We start from the raw sequence: 18,937 nt of genomic DNA on the forward strand, positions 1-18,937 counted from the left end.
GCGAGGACAGCTGTGAGCACCGACACCCTTCTCACGATCCAGGACGCCGAGGTCAGTTACGGCAGCGGCCCCACCCGGCACGTCGCGGTGCACGATGCGGCGTTCAGCCTCGAGCGCGGCGAGCACGTCGCGATCGTGGGCGAGTCCGGGTCGGGCAAGACGACGCTGGCCCTCGCCGTCGCCGGCCTCCTGACCGACCCCAGCGTCGAGCGCCGCTTCGGGACCTTCCGCTTCGACGGCCAGGACGTGGTCCGCGGAGCCCTGCGCACCGTGCCGCACCGGACGCCCGGGATGTCGATGGTGTTCCAGGACGCGATGACGTCTCTCGACCCCGTGGCCACCATCGGCAGCCAGTTCACCGACGTGCTCCGCGGCGTCGGCTCCCTCGGCCGTCGCGCAGCGAAGCAGCGCGCCACCGAGTGGCTGCAGCGCGTCGGGCTCTCGGACACCGAGCGCATCCTCAAGCTGCGCCCCTACGAGCTCTCGGGCGGCATGCGTCAGCGCGTGATGATCGCGCTGGCGATCTGCAGCGAGCCGAAGCTGCTGATCGCCGACGAGCCGACCTCCGCGCTCGACGCCTCCGTGAGCCGCGACGTGATGGACCTCCTCGCCGACATGACGCAGCGCACGGGCGCGAGCCTCCTGATCGTCAGTCACGACATCGAGCTCTGCCGGATGTACGTGGACCGCGTCATCGTGATGTACCACGGCCGGATCGTCGACATCTGCCGCGCCGACCGCATCGAGGAGGACGCGACCCACCCCTACACCCGGGCTCTGACCGCCTGCGTGCCCACCCTCAAGACGGCCCGGATGCACCGGCTGCCGACGCTCGCCGACCAGGGGCGGATCGACCTCGACGAAGCGGTGTCGGCGTGAGCTCCGTCCGCGAGCTGGTCTCCCTCCGCGCCGAGGGAGTCACCAAGACCTTCGGTCGGGGAGCGAACCGGCACGTCGCGGTGAAGCCGGTCGACCTCGAGATCAACTCGCGCACCGCTCTCGGCATCGTCGGGGAGTCCGGATCGGGCAAGTCGACGCTCTCGCGCCTGCTCGTCGGCCTCGAGAAGCCGACCGCGGGCGACGTGACCCTCAACGGCCGGTCGCTGCAGGTCCTGCTGCGCTCCGCCTCCGGGACCCTCGAGCTCCGCAGGAGCGTCCAGTACGTGGCGCAGGACACGTTCTCGTCGTTCGACCCGCGACGCACCCTCCGCGACGCCGTCGCGACGCCCCTCCGGGTCCTCCGCGGGGTCACCGGCGCTGCGGCGGAGTCGGAGATCCGCGACGTGCTCGACCTGCTCCGACTCGACCCGGCGCAGCTCGACCGCTACCCCGGCCAGCTCTCCGGCGGGCAGCGCCAGCGGTTCTCGCTCGCCCGCTCGCTGGTCGTGAGGCCTCGGGTGCTGCTGTGCGACGAGGTCGTCTCGGCGCTGGACGTCTCGGTCCAGGGCTCGGTGCTGAACATGATCCGCGACTACTGCGAGACCTACCAGGTCGGGCTGGGCTTCGTCTCGCACGGCCTGCCGGCGACCGCCTTCGTCTCGGACTCGCTCCTCGTCATGCGCGACGGCGAGGTCGTCGAGCACGGGCCGACCGATCAGATGCTCGAGCACCCCGAGCACCCCTACACGGTCTCGCTCCTCGACGCCTACACCCGCGCGCCCCGCCACCTCGTGCCCGTCGAGCCCATCCAGCCGGAGCTGACCGCCTGATGGCCGCCCGGCGCTCCCCGTGGGCGGTCCTCGTCGTCACCACGCTCGGAAGCATGCTGATGTTCGTCAATGCGACGTCGATCAACGTCGCACTGCCCGCCATCTCGGGCGACCTGGGCGTGACCGCCGCCACCGCGGACTGGTTCCTGCTCGCCTACATGCTCGCGCTCTCGATGACCGTTCTCGTCTTCTCGCGGCTGTCGGACATGTTCGGCCGTCGGCGGCTCTACCTCGCCGGACTCGTCCTGATGATCGCGGCGAGCCTGATCGCCTCCCTCGTCGCCGACCCGATCGCCCTGATCGTCCTGCGCGCCCTGCAGGGAGTCGCCGCGGCGTCGATCATCCCGAACGCGAACGCCATCATCTCGGACGCGTTCCCGCCCGCGATGCTGACCGTCGGTCTCAGCATCAACATCATGATGGCCTCCGCGGCCTCGATCGTCGGCCCGGTCGTCGGCGGTCTGCTCCTGGACTCGCTGGGATGGCGCTCGCTGTTCCTCGTCAACGTGCCCTTCGGCGTCCTCGCCCTGCTCCTCGGGCTGGTCATCCTGCCGAGGGACCACCGGAGGCAGTCCGCGGGCGATCGCTTCGACGTCGCCGGGGCACTCCTCGTCGCGGCGGCGCTCGCCGCGCTCCTGCTCGGAGTGAACCGGGTGTCGGTCTGGGGGCTCGGCGACCCGCGGGTGCTCGCCCTCTTCGCGGCCGCCCTCGTGCTCGGAGTCGTCTTCGCCGTCGTCGAGCGCCGAACGACCGTGGCGCTCATCGACACCTCGATCCTCGTCGAGCGGGCGCGGGCCCTCGCCCTCACCAGCGCCTTCCTGATGGCGTTCCCGCAGTCCGCCGTGCTCGTGCTCGTGGTGCTGCACCAGCAGCTCGCCCTCGGAGTGTCGAGCGTGCAGGCAGGTCTGATGGCCGCCGTGACCGCTGCCGCCCTCGTCGTCACCTCGCCGCTGGCCGGGATCCTGGCCCGGCGGTTCTCGTCGCGGACCGTGTCCTCGATCGGCTGCGCTCTCTCGGCCGTGGGCTACGGGCTCACCGCCGCCTCGTTCGGCACCTCGTCCGGCGGCGCGCTGATCGCCGGTCTGCTGCTCGTCGGCGCGGGGAACGGCGTCTTCACCGCCCCCAACACCGCGGCGATCATGTCGGGGCTGCCGGCCTCTCGGCGCGGCATCGCGAACGGCGTGCGCTCCCTCCTCTTCAACGGCGCGCAGACGACGGGGACGGCCGTCGCGCTGGTGCTCGTCACGGCGGGCCTCGCCGCGGTCGGGATCGACGGCTACGACACCGTCGTCACGGATCCGGCGACCGTCGCCCCGGCGTTCGTCGCCGCCGGACTCCTCCTCGCCGCCTTCGGGATCGCCGCGACCATCGCGTCGATCGCCCGAGGCGGGTCGTGGCTCGCCGCACCCGCCCGCTCTGCTCGCACCCGGCCCGACGCCGTGCCGTGGGAGACCATCCCGACCCCCGCTCTGAGAGGAGAAGGCCCGTGACCGCGTTCCTGACCCGCAACCGCTGGTGGATCACCCGCGCCCTGGTGCTCCCGCTCCACATCGCTGTCTTCGCGACCGTCGCGTTCTTCCTCGTCCGGCTGGTGCCGGGCGACCCCGTCCTCGCCCGGATGGACACCAGCGCCGGCTTCAGCCAGGAGGACTACGACTCGGCCGCCGCGTCGATGGGTCTCGGCGGATCGCTGTGGGATCAGCTCGTGAGGTTCTGGCAGCAGCTTCTGGGCTTCGACCTCGGCACGTCGCCGATCACCGGCCGCCCGGTGTGGACCGAGATCATGACCCGGCTCCCGTCGACCATCGAGCTCGTCACCCTCGGGCTGCTGGGCGCCGTGCTGCTCGCCCTCACCCTCGCCCTGGTGATGATGCTGACGAGCAACCGCCACCTGCACGCGGCCCTGCGCTTCTACGGACGCCTCGCGGGATCGGTGCCGGACTTCGCGGTGGCGATCCTCGGTCTGGTGCTCTTCTACACGTTCCTCCGGATCGTGCCCGCCCCCATCGGCCGCGTCGACCCCGGCGCCACGCTGCCCGTCATCACGGGCTTCCCGCTCATCGACACCGTGATCAGCGGTGACGGCGCCGGCTTCGTGTCGCTGTGGGCCCACTACGCCCTGCCGCTCGCCGTGATCGTCCTGGTGCACACGCCCAGCCTGTGGAAGCAGCTCGGTCTCGGCGTCGAGGAGCAGGTCTCCGCCCCGTCGACGCTGTTCAAGATCGCCTCCGGAGCGACCCGCTTCTCGGTCTACCGCAGCATCCTGCGGCGGGCGAGCGCCTCCTCGGTCGTGATGCTGGGCGCCATGTTCGGCGGGCTCATCGGCGGAGTCGTGGTGATCGAGCAGCTGTTCGGATTCGGCGGCGTCGGCACCTTCGCGATCACCTCGGTCGAGACCCTCGACTTCCTCGGCCTGCAGGGCTTCCTCGTCGTGATCGCCGCCCTCTGCCTCATCGTGTTCTTCCTCGTCGACATCGCCAACATGCTCCTGGATCCGCGCCGCCGACCGGGCGCCCGAGTGGACGGATGACTCCCATGACCACGCTCACCCGCCTGCGGCTGCCCTCGCCGCGCACCGCCACCCGAGCCACCCGCAGGCGCGCACCCGTCTGGCTGGGGACCGTCCCGTTCGGGATCCTCGTCCTGATCACGCTCTTCGCGCGGCTCATCGTGCCGTTCGATCCCGAGCGCGTGGCCGGCCCGTCCAATCTCGCGCCCGACGCGACGTACCTCTTCGGCACGGACGCGACCGGGATGGACGTCTTCTCGAGGACGATCGCGGCCACGCAGATCAACCTCCTGATGGCGTTCCTCGTCACGATCTTCGCGACCGCGATCGGCCTGATCATCGGTCTGATCGTCGGGATGAACGAGGCGACGACCGGAGTGGTCGGCATCGCCGGTCGCGGCGTCAACCGCTTCATCGACCTGACCGACGCCGTGCCGCCGCTGATCGTCGGCGTCGTCGTGGTCGGCCTGTTCGGGCCGTCGGTCATCAGTCTCAGCATCGCGCTCTCGGTGATCCTGCTCCCCAACCAGGTGCGGCTCACCCGGGCGGAGGTGCTGAAGGTGCGCAGCGACGCCTACGTCGACGCGGCCGCCATGGCGGGGCTCCGGCCGTGGCGGATCATGCTCCGGCACGTGCTGCCGAACTCCGCCCGCCCCGCGGTCGAGAACAGCTCGAACATCTTCGGAGTCTCGATCATCGTCTCGGCCTCGCTCGGGTTCCTCGGAGTGGGCCTCAATCCACCGACACCGGAGTGGGGCGTGATGATCTCCAGCGGGGTCTCCGACGTCATGCTCGGTGGCTGGTGGACGACCCTCTTCCCCGCTCTGGCGCTCTGCATCGCCGTCGCCTCCGCGGCGGGAGTCACCGGAGTCCTGACCCGGCTCACCCGGGGTCCGGCAGCAGCCCGCTGACCCCGCCGCACCACCGCTCCTCCCTCCCCTCGCACTCGGGGTCCGACGCCGTCGAACCCTCCTCCTGCTGTGCCCGAATCAGAGGAAACACCGTGAACCCCACCTCGACCTCCCGCCCCGCTCCCGCCTCCGGCGCCGTCTTCTCGGCCAGGGGCGCTGACCTCTTCTCGGCCGCGATCGGCCGGCGCACCGTGCTCGCCGGAGGCGTCTCCGGCCTCGCCGCCCTCGCCCTCGCCGCCTGCACCGGCTCCTCCACCGCCGCGACGCAGGCCACCGGCGCCGCAAAGACCGAGCTCGTCGTCGCCGTCCCCGCCCTCGCGCCCACTCTCGACGGAGTGGTCGGCGGCGGCGGTCTGACCCTCGAGTCGTTCGAGATGAACGCCAACCTGCAGGCCGGCCTCGTGCGCAATCCCTACATCGACGGCGACACCGAGGGCACCGTCATCCAGGACTTCAACGAGTACGTGGGCTACCTCGCCGAGTCGTACGAGGTCTCGGGCGACGGCCTCACCTACACCTTCCGCCTGCGCCCCGACGTGGTGTCGCCGCTGGGCAATCCCCTCACCGCCGACGACGTGCTCTACTCCTTCGAGCGCAAGTGGAACGTCGCGACCTACTCCAAGGGAGTCTGGCTCGCGGGGTTCGCGGGTCCGGAGGCGATCACGAAGGTCGACGACTCGACCGTCGCCTTCACTCTCACCAGCGCCGGCTTCGGTCTGACCTTCCTCGGACTGCTCGCCAACCTGCAGGGCCACATCTACGACTCCGTCGCTCTCACCGCGAACACCACGGCGGAGGACCCGTACGCCGTGAACTGGGCGAAGACCAACGGCGGCTGGGGCCACGGCCCGTACCACGTCACCTCCCAGACGCCCGACCAGGAGATGATCCTCACCGCGAACAGCGGCTACGCCTACGGCGAGCCCTCGATCGCCAAGGTGACCCTCCGGGTCGTGGGCGACGCCGGCACGCGCGCCACCCTCGTCTCCACCGGCGACGTCGACATGGCGGAGGGCTGCCGCCCGACCGATCAGGCCCGGCTGGCGAACGCCCAGGGTGTCGTCGTGCCGTCGGCCGAGAACCCCATCGAGTACGTCGACCTCACCCTGGTCACCAACAAGGCCCCGTTCGACAACGAGCTCGTCCGCCAGGCGATGGCCTTCGCGATCCCCTACGACGAGATCATGGAGCAGATCTACTCGGGCCGCGCGACGGCCACGATCGGCAACATCAACCCGTCCACGAAGGGCTACTCGGTCGACTCCCTGCCGACCTACGAGTACGACCCCGAGAAGGCGCTCGCGCTGCTCGAGGAGGCGGGCGTCGACGGTGTCGCGTACACGCTCTCGGTCTCGACGGCGACCACCGACCTCGTCGACGCGAGCGTGCTGATCCAGTCCTACGCCAAGGACGCCGGCTTCGACATCGAGATCAACCAGATGCCGGCCGCCGACTTCGGCACGGCCCGCGGGCAGGCGACGGGCCAGGCGATCATCTACCGCAACCGCTGCCAGGTGCAGACGCCGACCTACTCCTGCACGATCTTCTTCAAGCCCGGCAACGACACCTCGAACCCGTCGCGGTGGGAGGACGCCTCGGCCTCGACCTTCTGGGGCTACGTCGACGCCGCGCAGGCGCTGCCGGATCCTCTGAGCGACGAGGCGGGAGAGCTCTGGATCCAGGCGCAGACGGTCCTGATCGACTCCGCGCCCGAGATCTTCGTCTGCTCCATCCAGCCGTCGCAGGTGTTCCGCACCGCGGTGTCCGGCTTCGCCTACCGCTCCGAGAACGCGATCGACTTCGGGAACATCGAGGCGACCGAGTGAGCGGAGGGGACCGGCCGCGCGCCGGTCCCCTCCGCGGCACCTCGAGAGACCCACGAGAAGGAGTTGAACCACCACGTCCTCTACACGTGCGGTCGAGCCCGCCGACGAGCGCGCGACGATGCGCTCCGCCTACTCGGTCCTGGCTGTGACCAGCCTCGGACTGATGCTCATCCTGATCAACGCCACCTCGGTGAACGTGGCGCTGCCGGCGCTCTCGGAGGACTTCGGGGCGCCGGCCGCCCTCGCGGACTGGTTCCTGCTCGCCTTCCTGCTGGCCAACACGGCGTCGATCCTGGTCTTCGGCCGGATCTCGGACATGATCGGCCGCAAGCGCATCTACCTGTGGGGAATGGCCGCCTTCATGGTGCTGAGCGCTCTCGCGGTGATCGCGCCCGACCCCGGCACCTTCATCGCCGTCCGCGCACTGCAGGGCGTCTCGGCGGCGACCATCGTCGCCAACACCTCCGCCCTGGTGGCCGACGCCTTCCCGGCGAAGCGCCTGGCCTACGGCCTCAGCCTCAATCTCACGGCCGCCGCCGTCGCGAACACGCTCGGCCCTGCCGTCGGCGGTGCGCTGGTCTCGACGTTCGGCTGGCAGTCGGTGTTCCTCGTGAACGTGCCGTTCGGCATCGCGGCCCTCGTGCTCGGCATCCGGTTCCTGCCGTCCACCCGCGCCGGGACCCGCGGTGAGCGCTTCGACTTCGCCGGCGCCGTCCTCTCGGCCGCGGGCCTGGCCGCCGTGCTGTACGGCGTCAACCGCGTGTCGGCGTCGGGGCCCGGCGACCCGTGGGTGTGGGCGTGCCTCAGCCTGGGTGCGGTGCTGATCACCCTGTTCGTCGTCGTGGAGCGGCGCGTCCGGCATCCGCTGGTCGACGTGGCCCTGGTGAGCGATCGCAAGAGGGCGCTGGCCTACGGCGCCGCGTTCTTCAACTCCTTCGCTCGGGCGGGCGTCACGCTGCTGGTCGTGCTGCACCAGCAGATCGTCGGCGGTCGCTCGGCGGCCGAGGCCGGCATCGTGATCATGGTCATGGCCCTCGCGATGGTCCTGGCGACTCCGCTGGCCGGGCGCCTCTCCGGCGTGCTCACCGTGCGCACCCTCGCCGCGGTCGGCGGGGGGCTCCTGGTGCTCGGCCTCGCGGGTCTCGCCTTCTTCTCCCGCGGGGCCGACGTGCTCCCCGTCAGCATCTGGCTCGTCCTCGTCGGCGTCGGGATCGGCGTCTTCACGACGCCCAACACCGCCGCGATCATGTACGGGGTGCAGCCGGCCCGGCGCACCGTGGCCAACGCCGTGCGCTCGATGCTCTACAACAGCGCGGCGACGCTGGGGACGAGCGTCTCCCTCCTCGTCATCAGCGCCTCGGGCATCGACAGCTACGCCGAGCCCGATGCGAGCCCGGCGGTCGAGACCGGCTTCACCGTGGCGATGCTGGTGCTCGCCGCGGGCGCCCTGCTCGCACTCGTCTGCGCGCTGGCGCGAGGCGGGCCGTGGCGGACCAGCGCGCTGCCGCAGACCGGGTCGATCTCGATCGTCCCGCGCGACGGCCGCCGCGACGGCGAGGCCGCCGCGTGAGCGCGACCCTCGAGGCGCCGGTCGTTCCGAGCTCCGGTGTGCGGGCGGCGGTCCTGACCACGACCTCGGTCTCGGGCTTCATGGTGTTCGGCTCCGCCTCGGCGCTCAGCGTCGCGATCCCCTCGATGAGCGCGACGCTCACCGGCGGCGCGGAATCGGCCGCGTGGATGATCCTCGCCTTCCTGCTCGGCAACTCCGCGGCCATCCTCGTCTTCGCCAAGCTGTCCGACCTGCTCGGGCGCCGCTGGTTCTACCTCGGCGGAGTGATCGCCTTCCTGGTCGGGTCGATCGTCTGCTGCGTCGCGACATCCGACAGCGTGCTGATCGCGGCCCGGGCGCTGCAGGGTCTCGCCGCGGCGAGCGCCGTGGCCAACTCCACCGCCGTCCTCAGCGACGTCATCCCGGTCGCGCAGCTGCCCCTCGTGCTCGGGATCAACGTGACGATCGGCGGCCTCTCGACCCTGGCGGGCCCGCTGCTGGGCGGGCTGCTGCTCGAGTACTTCGACTGGCGGGCGGTCTTCGTGGCGACGCTGCCGCTAGCCGCTCTGGCCATCGGAGTCGGCTGGCGCGCTCTGGCGCACGTGCACGCCCCGCCGTTCCGCAGCTTCCGGTTCGACCTCGTGGGCGCGGTCCTCTCGCTCGCGGGGATCGGCGGCCTGCTGCTGGCGGGGGAGTGGCTCGCGGCCGAGCCGACCGCGCCGGCGAGCTGGCTCCTGCTCGGCGGCGCCGTCCTCGCGGTGGTCGTCTTCGCCTCCACGCAGTCCCGCCTGGCGCGACGCGGCGAGCGCGAGCCGCTGCTGGATCCGGCGGTCGTCGGCGGCTCGCGCGCGCTGGTGTATCTCGCGAGCCTGTGCATCTCGTTCGCCTTCGGCTCGGTCATCGTGCTCGTCGCGCTCTACCTCCAGGCGCTGCGCGGAGCGAGTGCGCTCGAGGCCGGTGCCATGGCCGTGCCGATGGGCGCGGCGATGATGATCGGGGCGCCGAGCGCCGGCTGGGTGGGGCGCTGGGTGCCCGCTCGCGCGCTCACCGTCACCGGCGGGGTCCTCGTCGCCCTGGGGCTCGCGGCGCTCGCGGTCGAGTTCGCCGTCGGCGCGGACCCGGGGTGGATCGTCCCGGGGCTGATCGTCATCGGGCTCGGCGAGGGATTCGTCATGGCGTCGATCACCCGGCGCGTGATGCAGGGCGTCGCCGCCGATCGGCGGGCCGTCGCGAACGGCTTCCGCTCGGTGCTGCACAACGGGTCGCTGATGCTGAGCACAGCCGTCGTGTTCGGCATCGTCACCGCCTTCTCGGGCGCGGCAGCGCTCTCGGGAGGAGCGGTCGCGGATCCGACCGGGTTCGTGATCGCCGCCGCCGTGCTCGCGCTGTCGTCCGCCGCGGGAGCCGTCGCGGCGGCCCTGTGGCGCCCGGTCGCCTGATCAGGCCTCGACGAGGCCGTTCCACCGAGAGAAGGAGACCGTGATGGACTACGCCGTTCCCCCGCCCGCTCAGACGACCGTGGCCCTCGCCGGGTCGAGTGACCTGTGGCCCGTCCGGCGCGTGTTCTGCGTGGGCCGCAACTACGCCGAGCACACGCGCGAGATGGGCGGGGACCCTCGGCGCGAGGCTCCGTTCTTCTTCATGAAGCCCGCCGACGCGGTCGTCGCAGCCGAGGGCGACCTCCCCTATCCGCCGCTGACGGCGGATCTGCACCACGAGATCGAACTCGTCGTCGCCATCGGCACCGCGGCCGTCGACGTCTCGGTCGAGGAGGCAGCCGGCACCGTCTTCGGCTACGCCGTGGGCATCGACCTCACGCGGCGCGACCTGCAGGCCGAGGCGAAGAAGCACGGCCGACCGTGGGAGTGGGGCAAGTCCTTCGACCGGTCCGCTCCCGTCGGTGCGATCCTCCGACGCGACGACGTGCTCGAGCACGGCGCTGTCTGGCTCGACGTCGACGGCGAGCGGCGCCAGACCGGCGACCTCGGCGACATGATCTGGTCGATCCCCGAGATCGTCTCGGCCCTCTCGAGGTCCGTGGCCCTCCAGCCGGGCGATCTCGTCTTCACGGGCACCCCGGCGGGCGTCGGCCCGATCGAGCGCGGCGACCGCATCGAGGCGGGAGTCGACGGCGTGGGCGAGATCTCCCTCCGCATCGTCTGAGGGTTCTGCGCGGAGCAGGACGAGAGGGTCTCGACATCGCGGGGGAGTGCCGTCAGCTGGGCGGTAGTGGGAAGTAGGCCGCCATCAGTTCTGAGCGGGACGACACCTCGAGTTTGCGGAAGGCGCTGCGGAGCTGGGTCTTGACCGTGTTCACGGAGACGAACGAGGTGCCCGCGATCTCGGCGACGCTCGCTCCCGCGACCGTCTGCTCGATGACCGCGCGCTCGCGTTTCGTCAGGGTGAGGAAGCGGACCGTTGCGGGCTCGTCGGTCTGCGTCCTGAGGCGCACCGCCGCGTCGCCGGCACCCACGGCGTCGAGGAGGGTGGCCGCCTCCCTCCTCAGCGCGGGCGGCAGGACGGCGAACGCCGAGTAGTAGCGGTGCGTGCGTGCGATCGCTGCCGCCGCGGCGAGGGTGGAGCGCTGCAGGTCCGCGTCGTGCGTCGCGATGGCCGTGGCGATCAGAGCGAGGACGAGGACCCGCGGGCGTGAGCCATCGACGCGCAGGAGCGGCGCCGTGAGCTTCAGTGCCTGGCGGTTCATCCCGGCCCTCGCCAGGCGGACCCCTCGGGTCGCGGCAGCGAGTTGGCGCAGCACCGACGCGGTCTCGTTCGGGCGGTCGCTGTTCTCGAGTGCGTGCGGCTTCTGGGCGCGGGCGGTGATGATCAGCCGTGCGAGGTCGAGGTACTCGGCAGCCACCGAGTCGAGCCGCTGTCCCTTCGGCAGGCCGACGAGGAAGGAGTCGAGCTCGAAGCCCAGCAGGTGCGCTCCTCTCAGATCCGGGACCGAGACCGCCCGCACGTAGAAGTACGCCCCCCAGTGCTGGCGCGCATCGTTCGGCGAGACCCCCTCCAGCGGGTCGGGTCGCGACGACGGTCCGAACTCGGAGGCGCCGGCCAGTGCGCCTGCCAGTCGCGCCTGCACGGCGATCGACGACTCCCACCACTCGCCAGGCTCGACCGGAGGCTGCTTCTCGAGCCAGGTCCGGGCCATGGCGATGCGGCCGTGCAGAGCGTGCAGGTAGGCGATCGCGCCGGCGGACGTGGCCTGCATCATGCGATGTCCGATCGAGATCGCCCAGTCGAAGCTCTCCATGTAGTCGGCCAGCGCCGCCTCCAGCTCGCCCGCCCGCTCGAGGGTGAGTCCCCACTGGTAGTGGAACTCGGGCAGAGCGCCCGCCAGCTCCGGGCCCCGCTCGATGCCCTGCACCGCGAGGAGCGCGTGCGCGGTCGCGACCAGTCGCACCGACTCCGCGCCTCGGCCGTCCGACCGGGCCGCCGCGATCTGTCCGGTGAGGATCGCCATCCTGTCGACCACGTCGAGGGGGACGATGTCGGCGACACTGTGCCGGTAGGCGGTCGAGTGGTCCTCTCCGTTGAGATTGCGGGAGATGTACTCCCGAGCGAGCCTGAGCTTGGGCTCGCGGGCGATGACCGCATCGGGCATCGCCTCCAGCGCTGCGAGCAGAGCCGCCGGAGCGCTCTGGAACAGCTCGATCCACGCCTCGTCGAGGAGCGCGTAGACCGCAGCCCAGTCGCCGGCATCGACCGCGCTGCGCAGGCGGCCCTCCACCGCGTCCGGCTCGAGTGGCGTCATACCGCCAGTGTGGCGCGCCGAAGTGGAGACGGAAAGCGACAGACGCCACTGCCGAGCGTGTCTGACCGGTCTCTCGTGACTCGTCAGCGGCCGACACCGCCCGCCGCAGACGCACCACGACCGTGGCGCGATCTGGTGCGGATTTCGTCGCGATCGCGACCGATCTCGGGGCTGATGACCCTCGATGAGGGCGAAGTCACCTCATTCCTCTGCACACTTCCGTCTTCACGACGGATCGCGCACTAGGGTCGCCCTGTCCATGTAGGCGCATACATGAGGTCGGCCCCCGAGCCGCACAGCTGACCTGCGCCCACTGGTGCTCGCCTCTGCCGGGAGGGAACCCGAAACTCCCCTCCGAACCGAGACCACCGCCCCGCGTCGAGAACCCGAAACTCTCGCGCACCGCGACCGAGAACCCGAAACTCCCGGTCGCGGATCGGCGGCACCCCCCCGACAACACCCGCTCACCCTGGAGTCCTCATGCCCACCACCCCCCTGGGGGTGCCTTCGGCGCGCCTTCGCGCACGCCGAAGCACTCCGCCGCGCCCTCGAGCACCACGTCCACCGACCGTCGCTCGCTCGTCCGCGCTGCGGTCTGGAGCGCTCCCGTGATCGGGATCGCACTGGCCGCGCCGGCCGCCGCCGCCTCCGAGCCCTCGGCGCCGCCGACGAGCCGCGCCACCTCGACCCTCGTCTTCGACACCTGGCAGAGCAACGCGCACTGGGACGGGGCGGGCCACCGGACCGGGATCGACACCCGCATCCAGATCCAGAACCGCTACTGGACCGGGACCGACTCCTCGAGCGTCAGCGCCCCGGTTCCCACGCTCTCAGTCCGTGTGCACTACCCCGCCTCGGCACACGTCGGCGCCCGTCCCGTCACCCTCGCCGGAGCGGGCTGGAGTCTCACGACGGCCACCGCCGACCCGGACGGATCCGTCGGCTACGTGTTCACCTGGACCGGAGTCCTCGAGGCCTCACGCTCGACCCCGGAGCTCACCTACACGCTGAACGCCGACGTCCCCGGCACCCTCCAGCTGTCGGCGACCGCCTGGGCGCCGAACGCCGACCCGGTCGCCGCCCCCGGCTGGGGCGACACCGTCTACTGACACCGCGCGAAACGTCAGCGACGAGCTGAGCTGGGCCTAATGTCTGGTCCATTTCGACGCCTCTACCCGCTACATCTGGGAGTAGGTGACCCGTTCGGAGCGAAGAAGAGGGTGGGGTGGCTCATGGCGAACCCATCCCACAGCATCCCAGAAGCCTCGTGACCGCTCGTCATCATTGAGAGCCGTCAAGCGAGGCAGCGGGTACAGCTCGTTGATCGCGGTCAATACGCCGCGGCCGACACCGCGACCTCGAGCCGACACGGCGACCTCGACCGCGAGGATGTCCAGTTGGCCGTGCGGCAGTGTTCCGAGGAGGCGATTCGAAGTCGGGCGCGCATCGAGGACGAACTTGCATCGAGCAACTTCGATGCCACCGCTCTGGACCGACATCCAGTGGTCGAAGTCGCCACCGACGATTCCGTTTTCCACCAGGGCTTCTCAAAGCTGCGGGACGAATCGAAGACATGCCAGTACGTGCGTTTCTCACCTCCTCGATCGCACACCGAAGTGAAGCGTCGCTACTACAGCATCAACCGGCCCGCCCTGCAGGCCGCCGTGGGCTCTCTGACGGTGCTGGCCGCTGACGGTTCTGGGTAAGGGTAGAGCGAGGCGCATCCCGCGTCGCAAGCGGCCGCAGCAGTTGTCGGCGCAGAAATTGCCATCGATTGGCAAAAATTAGCTTTTGTCTAGACGTGACTATCATTGGCTAGATGTTGCCCGAGCAGAACCCCTACAGTCCTGGATCCGGTCGGCGGCCGCCCGAACTCGTCGGTAGGACCGGCGAGCTCCAAGCGTTCGACACCCTTCGCGCTCGTGTCACGTACGGGATGAGCGACCGCGGCATCGTGCTCACGGGCCTTCGAGGGGTCGGCAAGACGGTGCTGCTGAACGAGATGCACCGCATGGCGGAGTCGTTCGAGTGGCTCACGGTGCGCCTCGAGGCGCGCCGGGACGAAGGGGGCGCGCGAGCCGTGCGACGTGCGCTCGCTCGAGAACTCGTCGTCTCCGCTCGCAAGCTCACCCGCACGAAGCCGACGGCGCTGATGCGTGACGCGCTCGGAACGATCTCCTCGTTCAACGCGAAGGTCGGTGCTACCGGGATCGAGCTCGGAGTCGCGCTCAACACAGGGCGCGCCGACTCGGGCGACGCTGAGGTCGATCTCCTCGAGCTCGTCGAAGACGTCTCCACCGCTCTGGGGGAGCGTCGCCGCGCGTTCGGTGTGTTCGTCGACGAGATGCAGGACCTCGATGCGGAAACGATGGGCGCGCTCATCGCCGCGCAGCACGCCGCGAACCAGCGGGAGTGGCCGTTCTACATCATCGCCGCCGGCCTCCCGAATCTCCCACGAGTCCTGACCGAGACGCGCTCCTACGCCGAACGCCTCTTCAACTATCGACAGATCGGTAAGTTCAGCCACGACGACGCCGCGCACGCACTCCGCGAGCCCGCCGAACGGCTCGGCGCCGAATTCGCCCCCGACGCGCTCGAGATCCTTCTCGAAGCCGCCGGCGGCTACCCCTACTTCATCCAGGAATACGGGCAAGCCGCATGGAACCTCTCCAACCGCCTCGTCACCCTGGCTGACGCCACGGCAGCGGTGCAGTACGGAACCGAACAGCTCGACGCCGGCTTCTTCCGCTCACGATGGCAACGCGCGACGCGCTCAGAGCGACGGATGCTGCACGCCATGGCCGCCGACGGAGAGGGCCCCTCCCCCACTGCGCTCATCGCGCAGCGCATGGGTATCCAGACCACCAGCCTCGGGCCCTACCGCGCGGCGCTCATCAGCAAGGGATTGGTGTACGCGCCCGAGCACGGCCAGATCGCCTTCACCGTCCCCGGAATGGCCGGATACGTCGATCGCCACCACGAAGATCTCGACGACGGAATCAGCGTCGATTGACGCTGATTCGAACACGAATACGACCCTGTCGCATCGAATAACCGTACGTATGTACTGATGATGGTAGGGTGTTGCCCACCCGACCTCGAAGCGGTGGCGACCTCGAATCGAGGGTCATGAAGATTCGCGTCCACGAACTTGCTGCCGAGCTGAAGCTCCCCCATCAACGCGTACTCGAACTCCTCCGGGCGATGGGCATCCGAGTCAAAGGGCCGAGTAGTGCTGTCGAGGACCACGATGCGGATGCTCTCCGCGGGACCCTTCGCTACACGCCGTCGTTGCGAACCGGCCTCAGGACGGACTGGCCACGCCGCACAGCTGTAGTGGCGTCGCCGCCCAGGAGAGACTCGTCCACGTTGTTCGAGCGAAGCGGTTTCGCGACACTCGCGGAGTGGTACGAAGCACAGGTCGTGACGAGTGTCACCTCCGCAAGCCGCGAGGCCGCTGCGGCGCAGTCGCGGGCGATCTACGAAGCGGACCGGCTCGCGCGATACTCGGCGGATGCGTCGCGTAGGCACGATTTGCCTGAGCGAACTTCTGCGCCTACCGCACGCCGGATCACCTTCGTGCAGGGTGGTGCACCCGGCCTAGGAAAGCGGCGATGACTGCTGGGGATCAGCGACAGATCGACGATTATCCGTCGCTGGTCCCCGGTCCGCTGATATCCGATTGGCCGCAAGGTCCCGAGCTCTACGCCGACTTCTGGCCGACCGTGAAGCTCGCGTTCTTACGGGGGACTCACGCTCGCGATCATCGAGATCATCAGCACTTACCTCCTGCACACCGCGCTCAATGAGCGGTCCTCGTCGCGGTCAACTGGGCACTCGACGCCGTCTACGACCTCTCCGAGGCGCACTGGATCCTCACCGGGACGAAGTAGCCATCAATGGAGCTGCAGGCCGATCAGCTCTTGTCCCTGACCCCGACCGCCGGTGAGAAAATCGGCGGGCTCCTCGCCGTCCGCGACGCGATGACCCATCAGCTGCTCCGGTCGAGCGTTCTCAGCCCGTTGCGCGATCTGCCCTACGACTTCGCGAAGCTCACCGACTGGGTCTGGGCGGCGATTGGTGCTAGCGCTCAGTCGATCCAGGCCGCCGAGACCGGGTCGATCCCGTCGACGCGGCGATCCGCGGCGGCCCGGACGGCGGCACCGATCCGCCGCCAGGCCTCGGCGCTCCGGCCGACGACCGAGCCGTTGACGACGGCCGCGGCGGTCGCTGCGGCCAGGCCGGTCAGCCACTCGGACTGGCGGGCCCACACTTCCTCGTCCGAGGCCGCCGCGGCGAGCGCGGCGAGGATGTCGGGCACGAGAGCCGAGGGATCCGCCCCGGTCTGCGCGTCCTCGATCGCCTGGTTCAGCAGTGCGATGACGAACTGCTCGTTCTCCTCGCCCCAGCGTCCGGCGGCCAGGTACTCGTGCTCGGTCACCGGGTCGCGCAGCGCGGCGAGCACGGACGGCGCCGGGTCGAGGCCGGAGGAGTCCGGCGCGGTCCACCGCACCTCGCGGACGTCGCGCTCGAGGAGGTGCGCGTCGTCGGCGAAGACGTCGTGGACGAGGCGCGTCCGTCCGTCGGACAGGTCCGTCAGGAAGAGGTGGTGGCCGCTGCCGTGCTCGTGCTGGTGCGCGGCATCCACTCCCGCCGGACTCAGAGTGAGCATCTCGGAGCCGTCGGGGGAGACGGCCGGGAACCAGAAGTACGGGAACTCCGGGTTGACGACGACATCCGCCTGGAGCGGTGCGAAGTCGCCGACGAACTCCGCAGCGTTCACGTCGTAGAGGCGGGGCACTGCTGCACCGTCGCGGTGCTCGACGACGAGGAGGGTCGAGTTCGCGCCCGGCCACCAGCCGGCGTTGCCGACCTCGATCTCGAGGGTGCGCCCTGTCGCGACCTCGACGAGGCGGGTCGACCGGCTGCCCGAGACGAGGAGCCAGCGACCGTCGCCGCTGAAGCGGAGGGGCTCCCCTCCGGAGTAGCCCTCGAGGACCGTCGCGAGCCGCCGTCGGCCGGAGCGGTCGTACAGGTGGATCGCTCCGGTGCTCGAGCCGAGGAAGCCCAGGACGGCGATCGTCTCGGTGGCGGCGTGGTAGTCGACCGAGCCGACGTCGAGCGTCGCATCGATGACCGAAGTCGCGCCTGTGACGGACGACCCCGCATACACCCTCCCGGTCGGGTATCGGAGACCGCCGGGGTGTCCCGCTTCGGGGAAGGTGAACGCGTTCCGGCCGTCGATCGCCCCCAGATCGTGCGCCGGCGGCATCCCCCAGTTCTCGTGGGTGAGATGACCGACCGTCACGAAACGGCCCGACGGCTCATCGACGACGGCCGACTTCACGGTGACGGTACTCGGGAGCAGCGGGCGGTCCGACTGCGATCGCCACGAGTGCTCGAAGCCGTTGCCGCGAGCGGTGCGCAGCGACCGCGCGAGGCGGTCGAGCGCCTCGAAGGTCACCTGATCGGAGGGCAGGAGCTCCCTGAACCGCTCCGTGAAGTGGAAGCGCCCCGGCGCGGGGCGGGGGACGGGTCGCGCCGGCACCGCCGTCGGGGCGGGCGCGGTCTCGAGCGCGTCCCAGAGCGACCGGGGTGCCGCGGAGTCGACCGACTCGGCGCCGAGCGACTCCACCTGATCGCGATAGGCCCGGGTGATCGAGTCGACGAACCCCTGGGCCTGCTCGACGAGCCGCGCCGGCGTGGTCTCCCGCGGCACGGGAGTCGTCGCGGCGACCCCGGGCTCGAGCCAGAGCAGCGAGGTCCCGTCGATGCGGGCCACCCACTCGTAGGGGCGCAGATCGCCGTCCGTGCTCTGGCCGACGGTGGCGATCAGCAGGGGCGCGCCGTCCCAGAGCCCGGCGAAGACGTCCATCGGGTCGCCCTCGAAGTCGACGAAGGTCCTCTTGTAGAGCTCCGGCTGCAGCCGCTCCCACGAGCTCACGGCCCGCCGCGTCGTCACGGGCAGCGTCGGGAACCCGCCGTCGACGCCCCGGAGCCGGGCGAAGGCCGGCTCGGTCCACGCCGGGACCACATGGGCCGACTCGATCAGAGCGCGGACCGACGGCTCGGTGCTGCCGCGGAAGATCATGTCGCTGCTGTAGGGGGCGCCGACCGCTCCGAAGGGCATGGCGATCGCCTTCGTCGTGGTCGAGCTGTTCGACTCCGGTCCGCAGAAGACGATGACCGCGGAGGAGCCGTCGCCCTCGATCGCGGTCCAGAAGACCGAGCTGTCCGCGTCCAGCCGGTGGAAGCCCAGACGCTGGTGCGTGGACTGCGTCAGGATCGGCGCCGTCCGCGCGGCGGTGGCGAGGAGCGTCTCGACGGGGAGGTCGGCACTGAGGACGAAGGAGACGCCCATCGACTCGCAGAACAGGTAGAGCAGCTGGCGCGGGTCGTCCTCGCTCAGCCCGGGATCCCGGAGGGAGACGCGCTCCTCCCGGGGAGTGTCGACGGGTGCGGGCGGGGCCTCAGGACTCCGGGGCGCTTTTCGGCTGAACAAGCCCACGAGGGCCTCCGCTCATGTCGGGGTGCATTCGCGGCGCGCGAACGACTATCGGAAGTCGGGCGGAGAAGAGGGCTCCTCTGCGAGGAGGAAAGGGGGCCGAGATCGTCGTATCGACGCTCGTTCCTCTGATCAGGTGCAGGTACCCCATTGGCAGCGGTGATCGCGCTT

Annotated in this window: 15 protein-coding genes; 12 read left to right on the plus strand and 3 right to left on the minus strand. The window is 70.4% G+C overall.

What is annotated here, in order from left to right:
* Window positions 1-12: 12 nt before the first annotated feature.
* The 9 genes from B9Y99_RS16550 (at window position 13) to B9Y99_RS16590 (ending at window position 10,667) form a co-directional block, all read left to right on the plus strand.
* Window positions 13-879, plus strand: coding sequence for an ABC transporter ATP-binding protein (locus B9Y99_RS16550; RefSeq protein WP_208857001.1), 867 nt, complete (start codon window positions 13-15; stop codon window positions 877-879).
* Window positions 876-1,709 (plus strand): ABC transporter ATP-binding protein, encoded by an 834-nt coding sequence (locus B9Y99_RS16555; RefSeq protein WP_085477717.1) that lies wholly within the window; start codon window positions 876-878, stop codon window positions 1,707-1,709. The genes B9Y99_RS16550 and B9Y99_RS16555 overlap by 4 nt, the downstream gene beginning before the upstream one ends.
* A complete protein-coding gene (locus B9Y99_RS16560) occupies window positions 1,709-3,199 on the plus strand; it encodes an MFS transporter (RefSeq protein WP_085477718.1) in 1,491 nt (496 codons plus the stop codon). The genes B9Y99_RS16555 and B9Y99_RS16560 overlap by 1 nt, the downstream gene beginning before the upstream one ends.
* Entirely contained in the window at window positions 3,196-4,239 is a 1,044-nt protein-coding gene (locus B9Y99_RS16565; protein ID WP_085477719.1) for an ABC transporter permease, read from the plus strand. The genes B9Y99_RS16560 and B9Y99_RS16565 overlap by 4 nt, the downstream gene beginning before the upstream one ends.
* Before the next feature lie 5 nt (window positions 4,240-4,244).
* Window positions 4,245-5,129, plus strand: a complete 885-nt coding sequence (locus B9Y99_RS16570; RefSeq protein WP_085477720.1) for an ABC transporter permease — start codon at window positions 4,245-4,247, stop codon at window positions 5,127-5,129.
* Window positions 5,130-5,221: 92 nt separating this feature from the next.
* Window positions 5,222-6,955 carry an ABC transporter substrate-binding protein gene (locus B9Y99_RS16575; RefSeq protein ID WP_085477721.1) on the plus strand — a complete coding sequence of 578 codons (1,734 nt, stop codon included), beginning with the start codon at window positions 5,222-5,224 and terminating at the stop codon, window positions 6,953-6,955.
* A 145-nt stretch (window positions 6,956-7,100) separates the two neighbouring features.
* Window positions 7,101-8,525, plus strand: coding sequence for an MFS transporter (locus B9Y99_RS16580; protein WP_165759659.1), 1,425 nt, complete (start codon window positions 7,101-7,103; stop codon window positions 8,523-8,525).
* Window positions 8,522-9,943, plus strand: a complete 1,422-nt coding sequence (locus B9Y99_RS16585; RefSeq protein WP_129588097.1) for an MFS transporter — start codon at window positions 8,522-8,524, stop codon at window positions 9,941-9,943. Before B9Y99_RS16580 ends, B9Y99_RS16585 begins: the two co-directional genes overlap by 4 nt.
* A gap of 43 nt (window positions 9,944-9,986) precedes the next feature.
* Window positions 9,987-10,667, plus strand: a complete 681-nt coding sequence (locus B9Y99_RS16590) for a fumarylacetoacetate hydrolase family protein (protein WP_085477724.1) — start codon at window positions 9,987-9,989, stop codon at window positions 10,665-10,667.
* A 52-nt stretch (window positions 10,668-10,719) separates the two neighbouring features.
* On the opposite strand, the gene B9Y99_RS16595 is transcribed toward B9Y99_RS16590, so the two are convergent.
* Complete coding sequence (locus tag B9Y99_RS16595; RefSeq protein ID WP_129588098.1) at window positions 10,720-12,261, minus strand: helix-turn-helix transcriptional regulator; 1,542 nt, start codon at window positions 12,259-12,261, stop codon at window positions 10,720-10,722.
* 608 nt (window positions 12,262-12,869) lie between these two features.
* Between B9Y99_RS16595 and B9Y99_RS16600 the strand changes: the two genes are divergently transcribed.
* A complete protein-coding gene (locus B9Y99_RS16600) occupies window positions 12,870-13,370 on the plus strand; it encodes a hypothetical protein (RefSeq protein ID WP_085477726.1) in 501 nt (166 codons plus the stop codon).
* A gap of 69 nt (window positions 13,371-13,439) precedes the next feature.
* On the opposite strand, the gene B9Y99_RS18615 is transcribed toward B9Y99_RS16600, so the two are convergent.
* The gene (locus B9Y99_RS18615) at window positions 13,440-13,799 is read right to left on the minus strand and encodes a hypothetical protein (protein WP_129588099.1); all 360 of its coding nucleotides are present in this window, start codon (window positions 13,797-13,799) and stop codon (window positions 13,440-13,442) included.
* Between the two features lie 281 nt (window positions 13,800-14,080).
* Between B9Y99_RS18615 and B9Y99_RS16605 the strand changes: the two genes are divergently transcribed.
* Window positions 14,081-15,274 carry an ATP-binding protein gene (locus tag B9Y99_RS16605; protein WP_085477727.1) on the plus strand — a complete coding sequence of 398 codons (1,194 nt, stop codon included), beginning with the start codon at window positions 14,081-14,083 and terminating at the stop codon, window positions 15,272-15,274.
* A 116-nt stretch (window positions 15,275-15,390) separates the two neighbouring features.
* Window positions 15,391-15,879 (plus strand): translation initiation factor IF-2 N-terminal domain-containing protein, encoded by a 489-nt coding sequence (locus B9Y99_RS19485; protein WP_085477728.1) that lies wholly within the window; start codon window positions 15,391-15,393, stop codon window positions 15,877-15,879.
* Between the two features lie 472 nt (window positions 15,880-16,351).
* On the opposite strand, the gene B9Y99_RS16615 is transcribed toward B9Y99_RS19485, so the two are convergent.
* Window positions 16,352-18,769, minus strand: coding sequence for a hypothetical protein (locus B9Y99_RS16615; RefSeq protein ID WP_085477729.1), 2,418 nt, complete (start codon window positions 18,767-18,769; stop codon window positions 16,352-16,354).
* Between the last annotated feature and the right edge of the window lie 168 nt (window positions 18,770-18,937).

The organism is Rathayibacter oskolensis (assembly GCF_900177245.1).
In the GTDB taxonomy this organism is placed as follows: Bacteria; Actinomycetota; Actinomycetes; order Actinomycetales; family Microbacteriaceae; genus Rathayibacter; species Rathayibacter oskolensis.

Coding starts and splice junctions, on each gene's coding strand:
- B9Y99_RS16590 (WP_085477724.1), top strand. CDS start 9,987: ATGGACTACGCCGTTCCCCCGCCCGCTCAGACGACCGTGGCCCTCGCC.
- B9Y99_RS16605 (WP_085477727.1), top strand. CDS start 14,081: ATGTTGCCCGAGCAGAACCCCTACAGTCCTGGATCCGGTCGGCGGCCG.
- B9Y99_RS16570 (WP_085477720.1), top strand. CDS start 4,245: ATGACCACGCTCACCCGCCTGCGGCTGCCCTCGCCGCGCACCGCCACC.
- B9Y99_RS16595 (WP_129588098.1), bottom strand. CDS start 12,261: ATGACGCCACTCGAGCCGGACGCGGTGGAGGGCCGCCTGCGCAGCGCG.
- B9Y99_RS19485 (WP_085477728.1), top strand. CDS start 15,391: ATGAAGATTCGCGTCCACGAACTTGCTGCCGAGCTGAAGCTCCCCCAT.
- B9Y99_RS16560 (WP_085477718.1), top strand. CDS start 1,709: ATGGCCGCCCGGCGCTCCCCGTGGGCGGTCCTCGTCGTCACCACGCTC.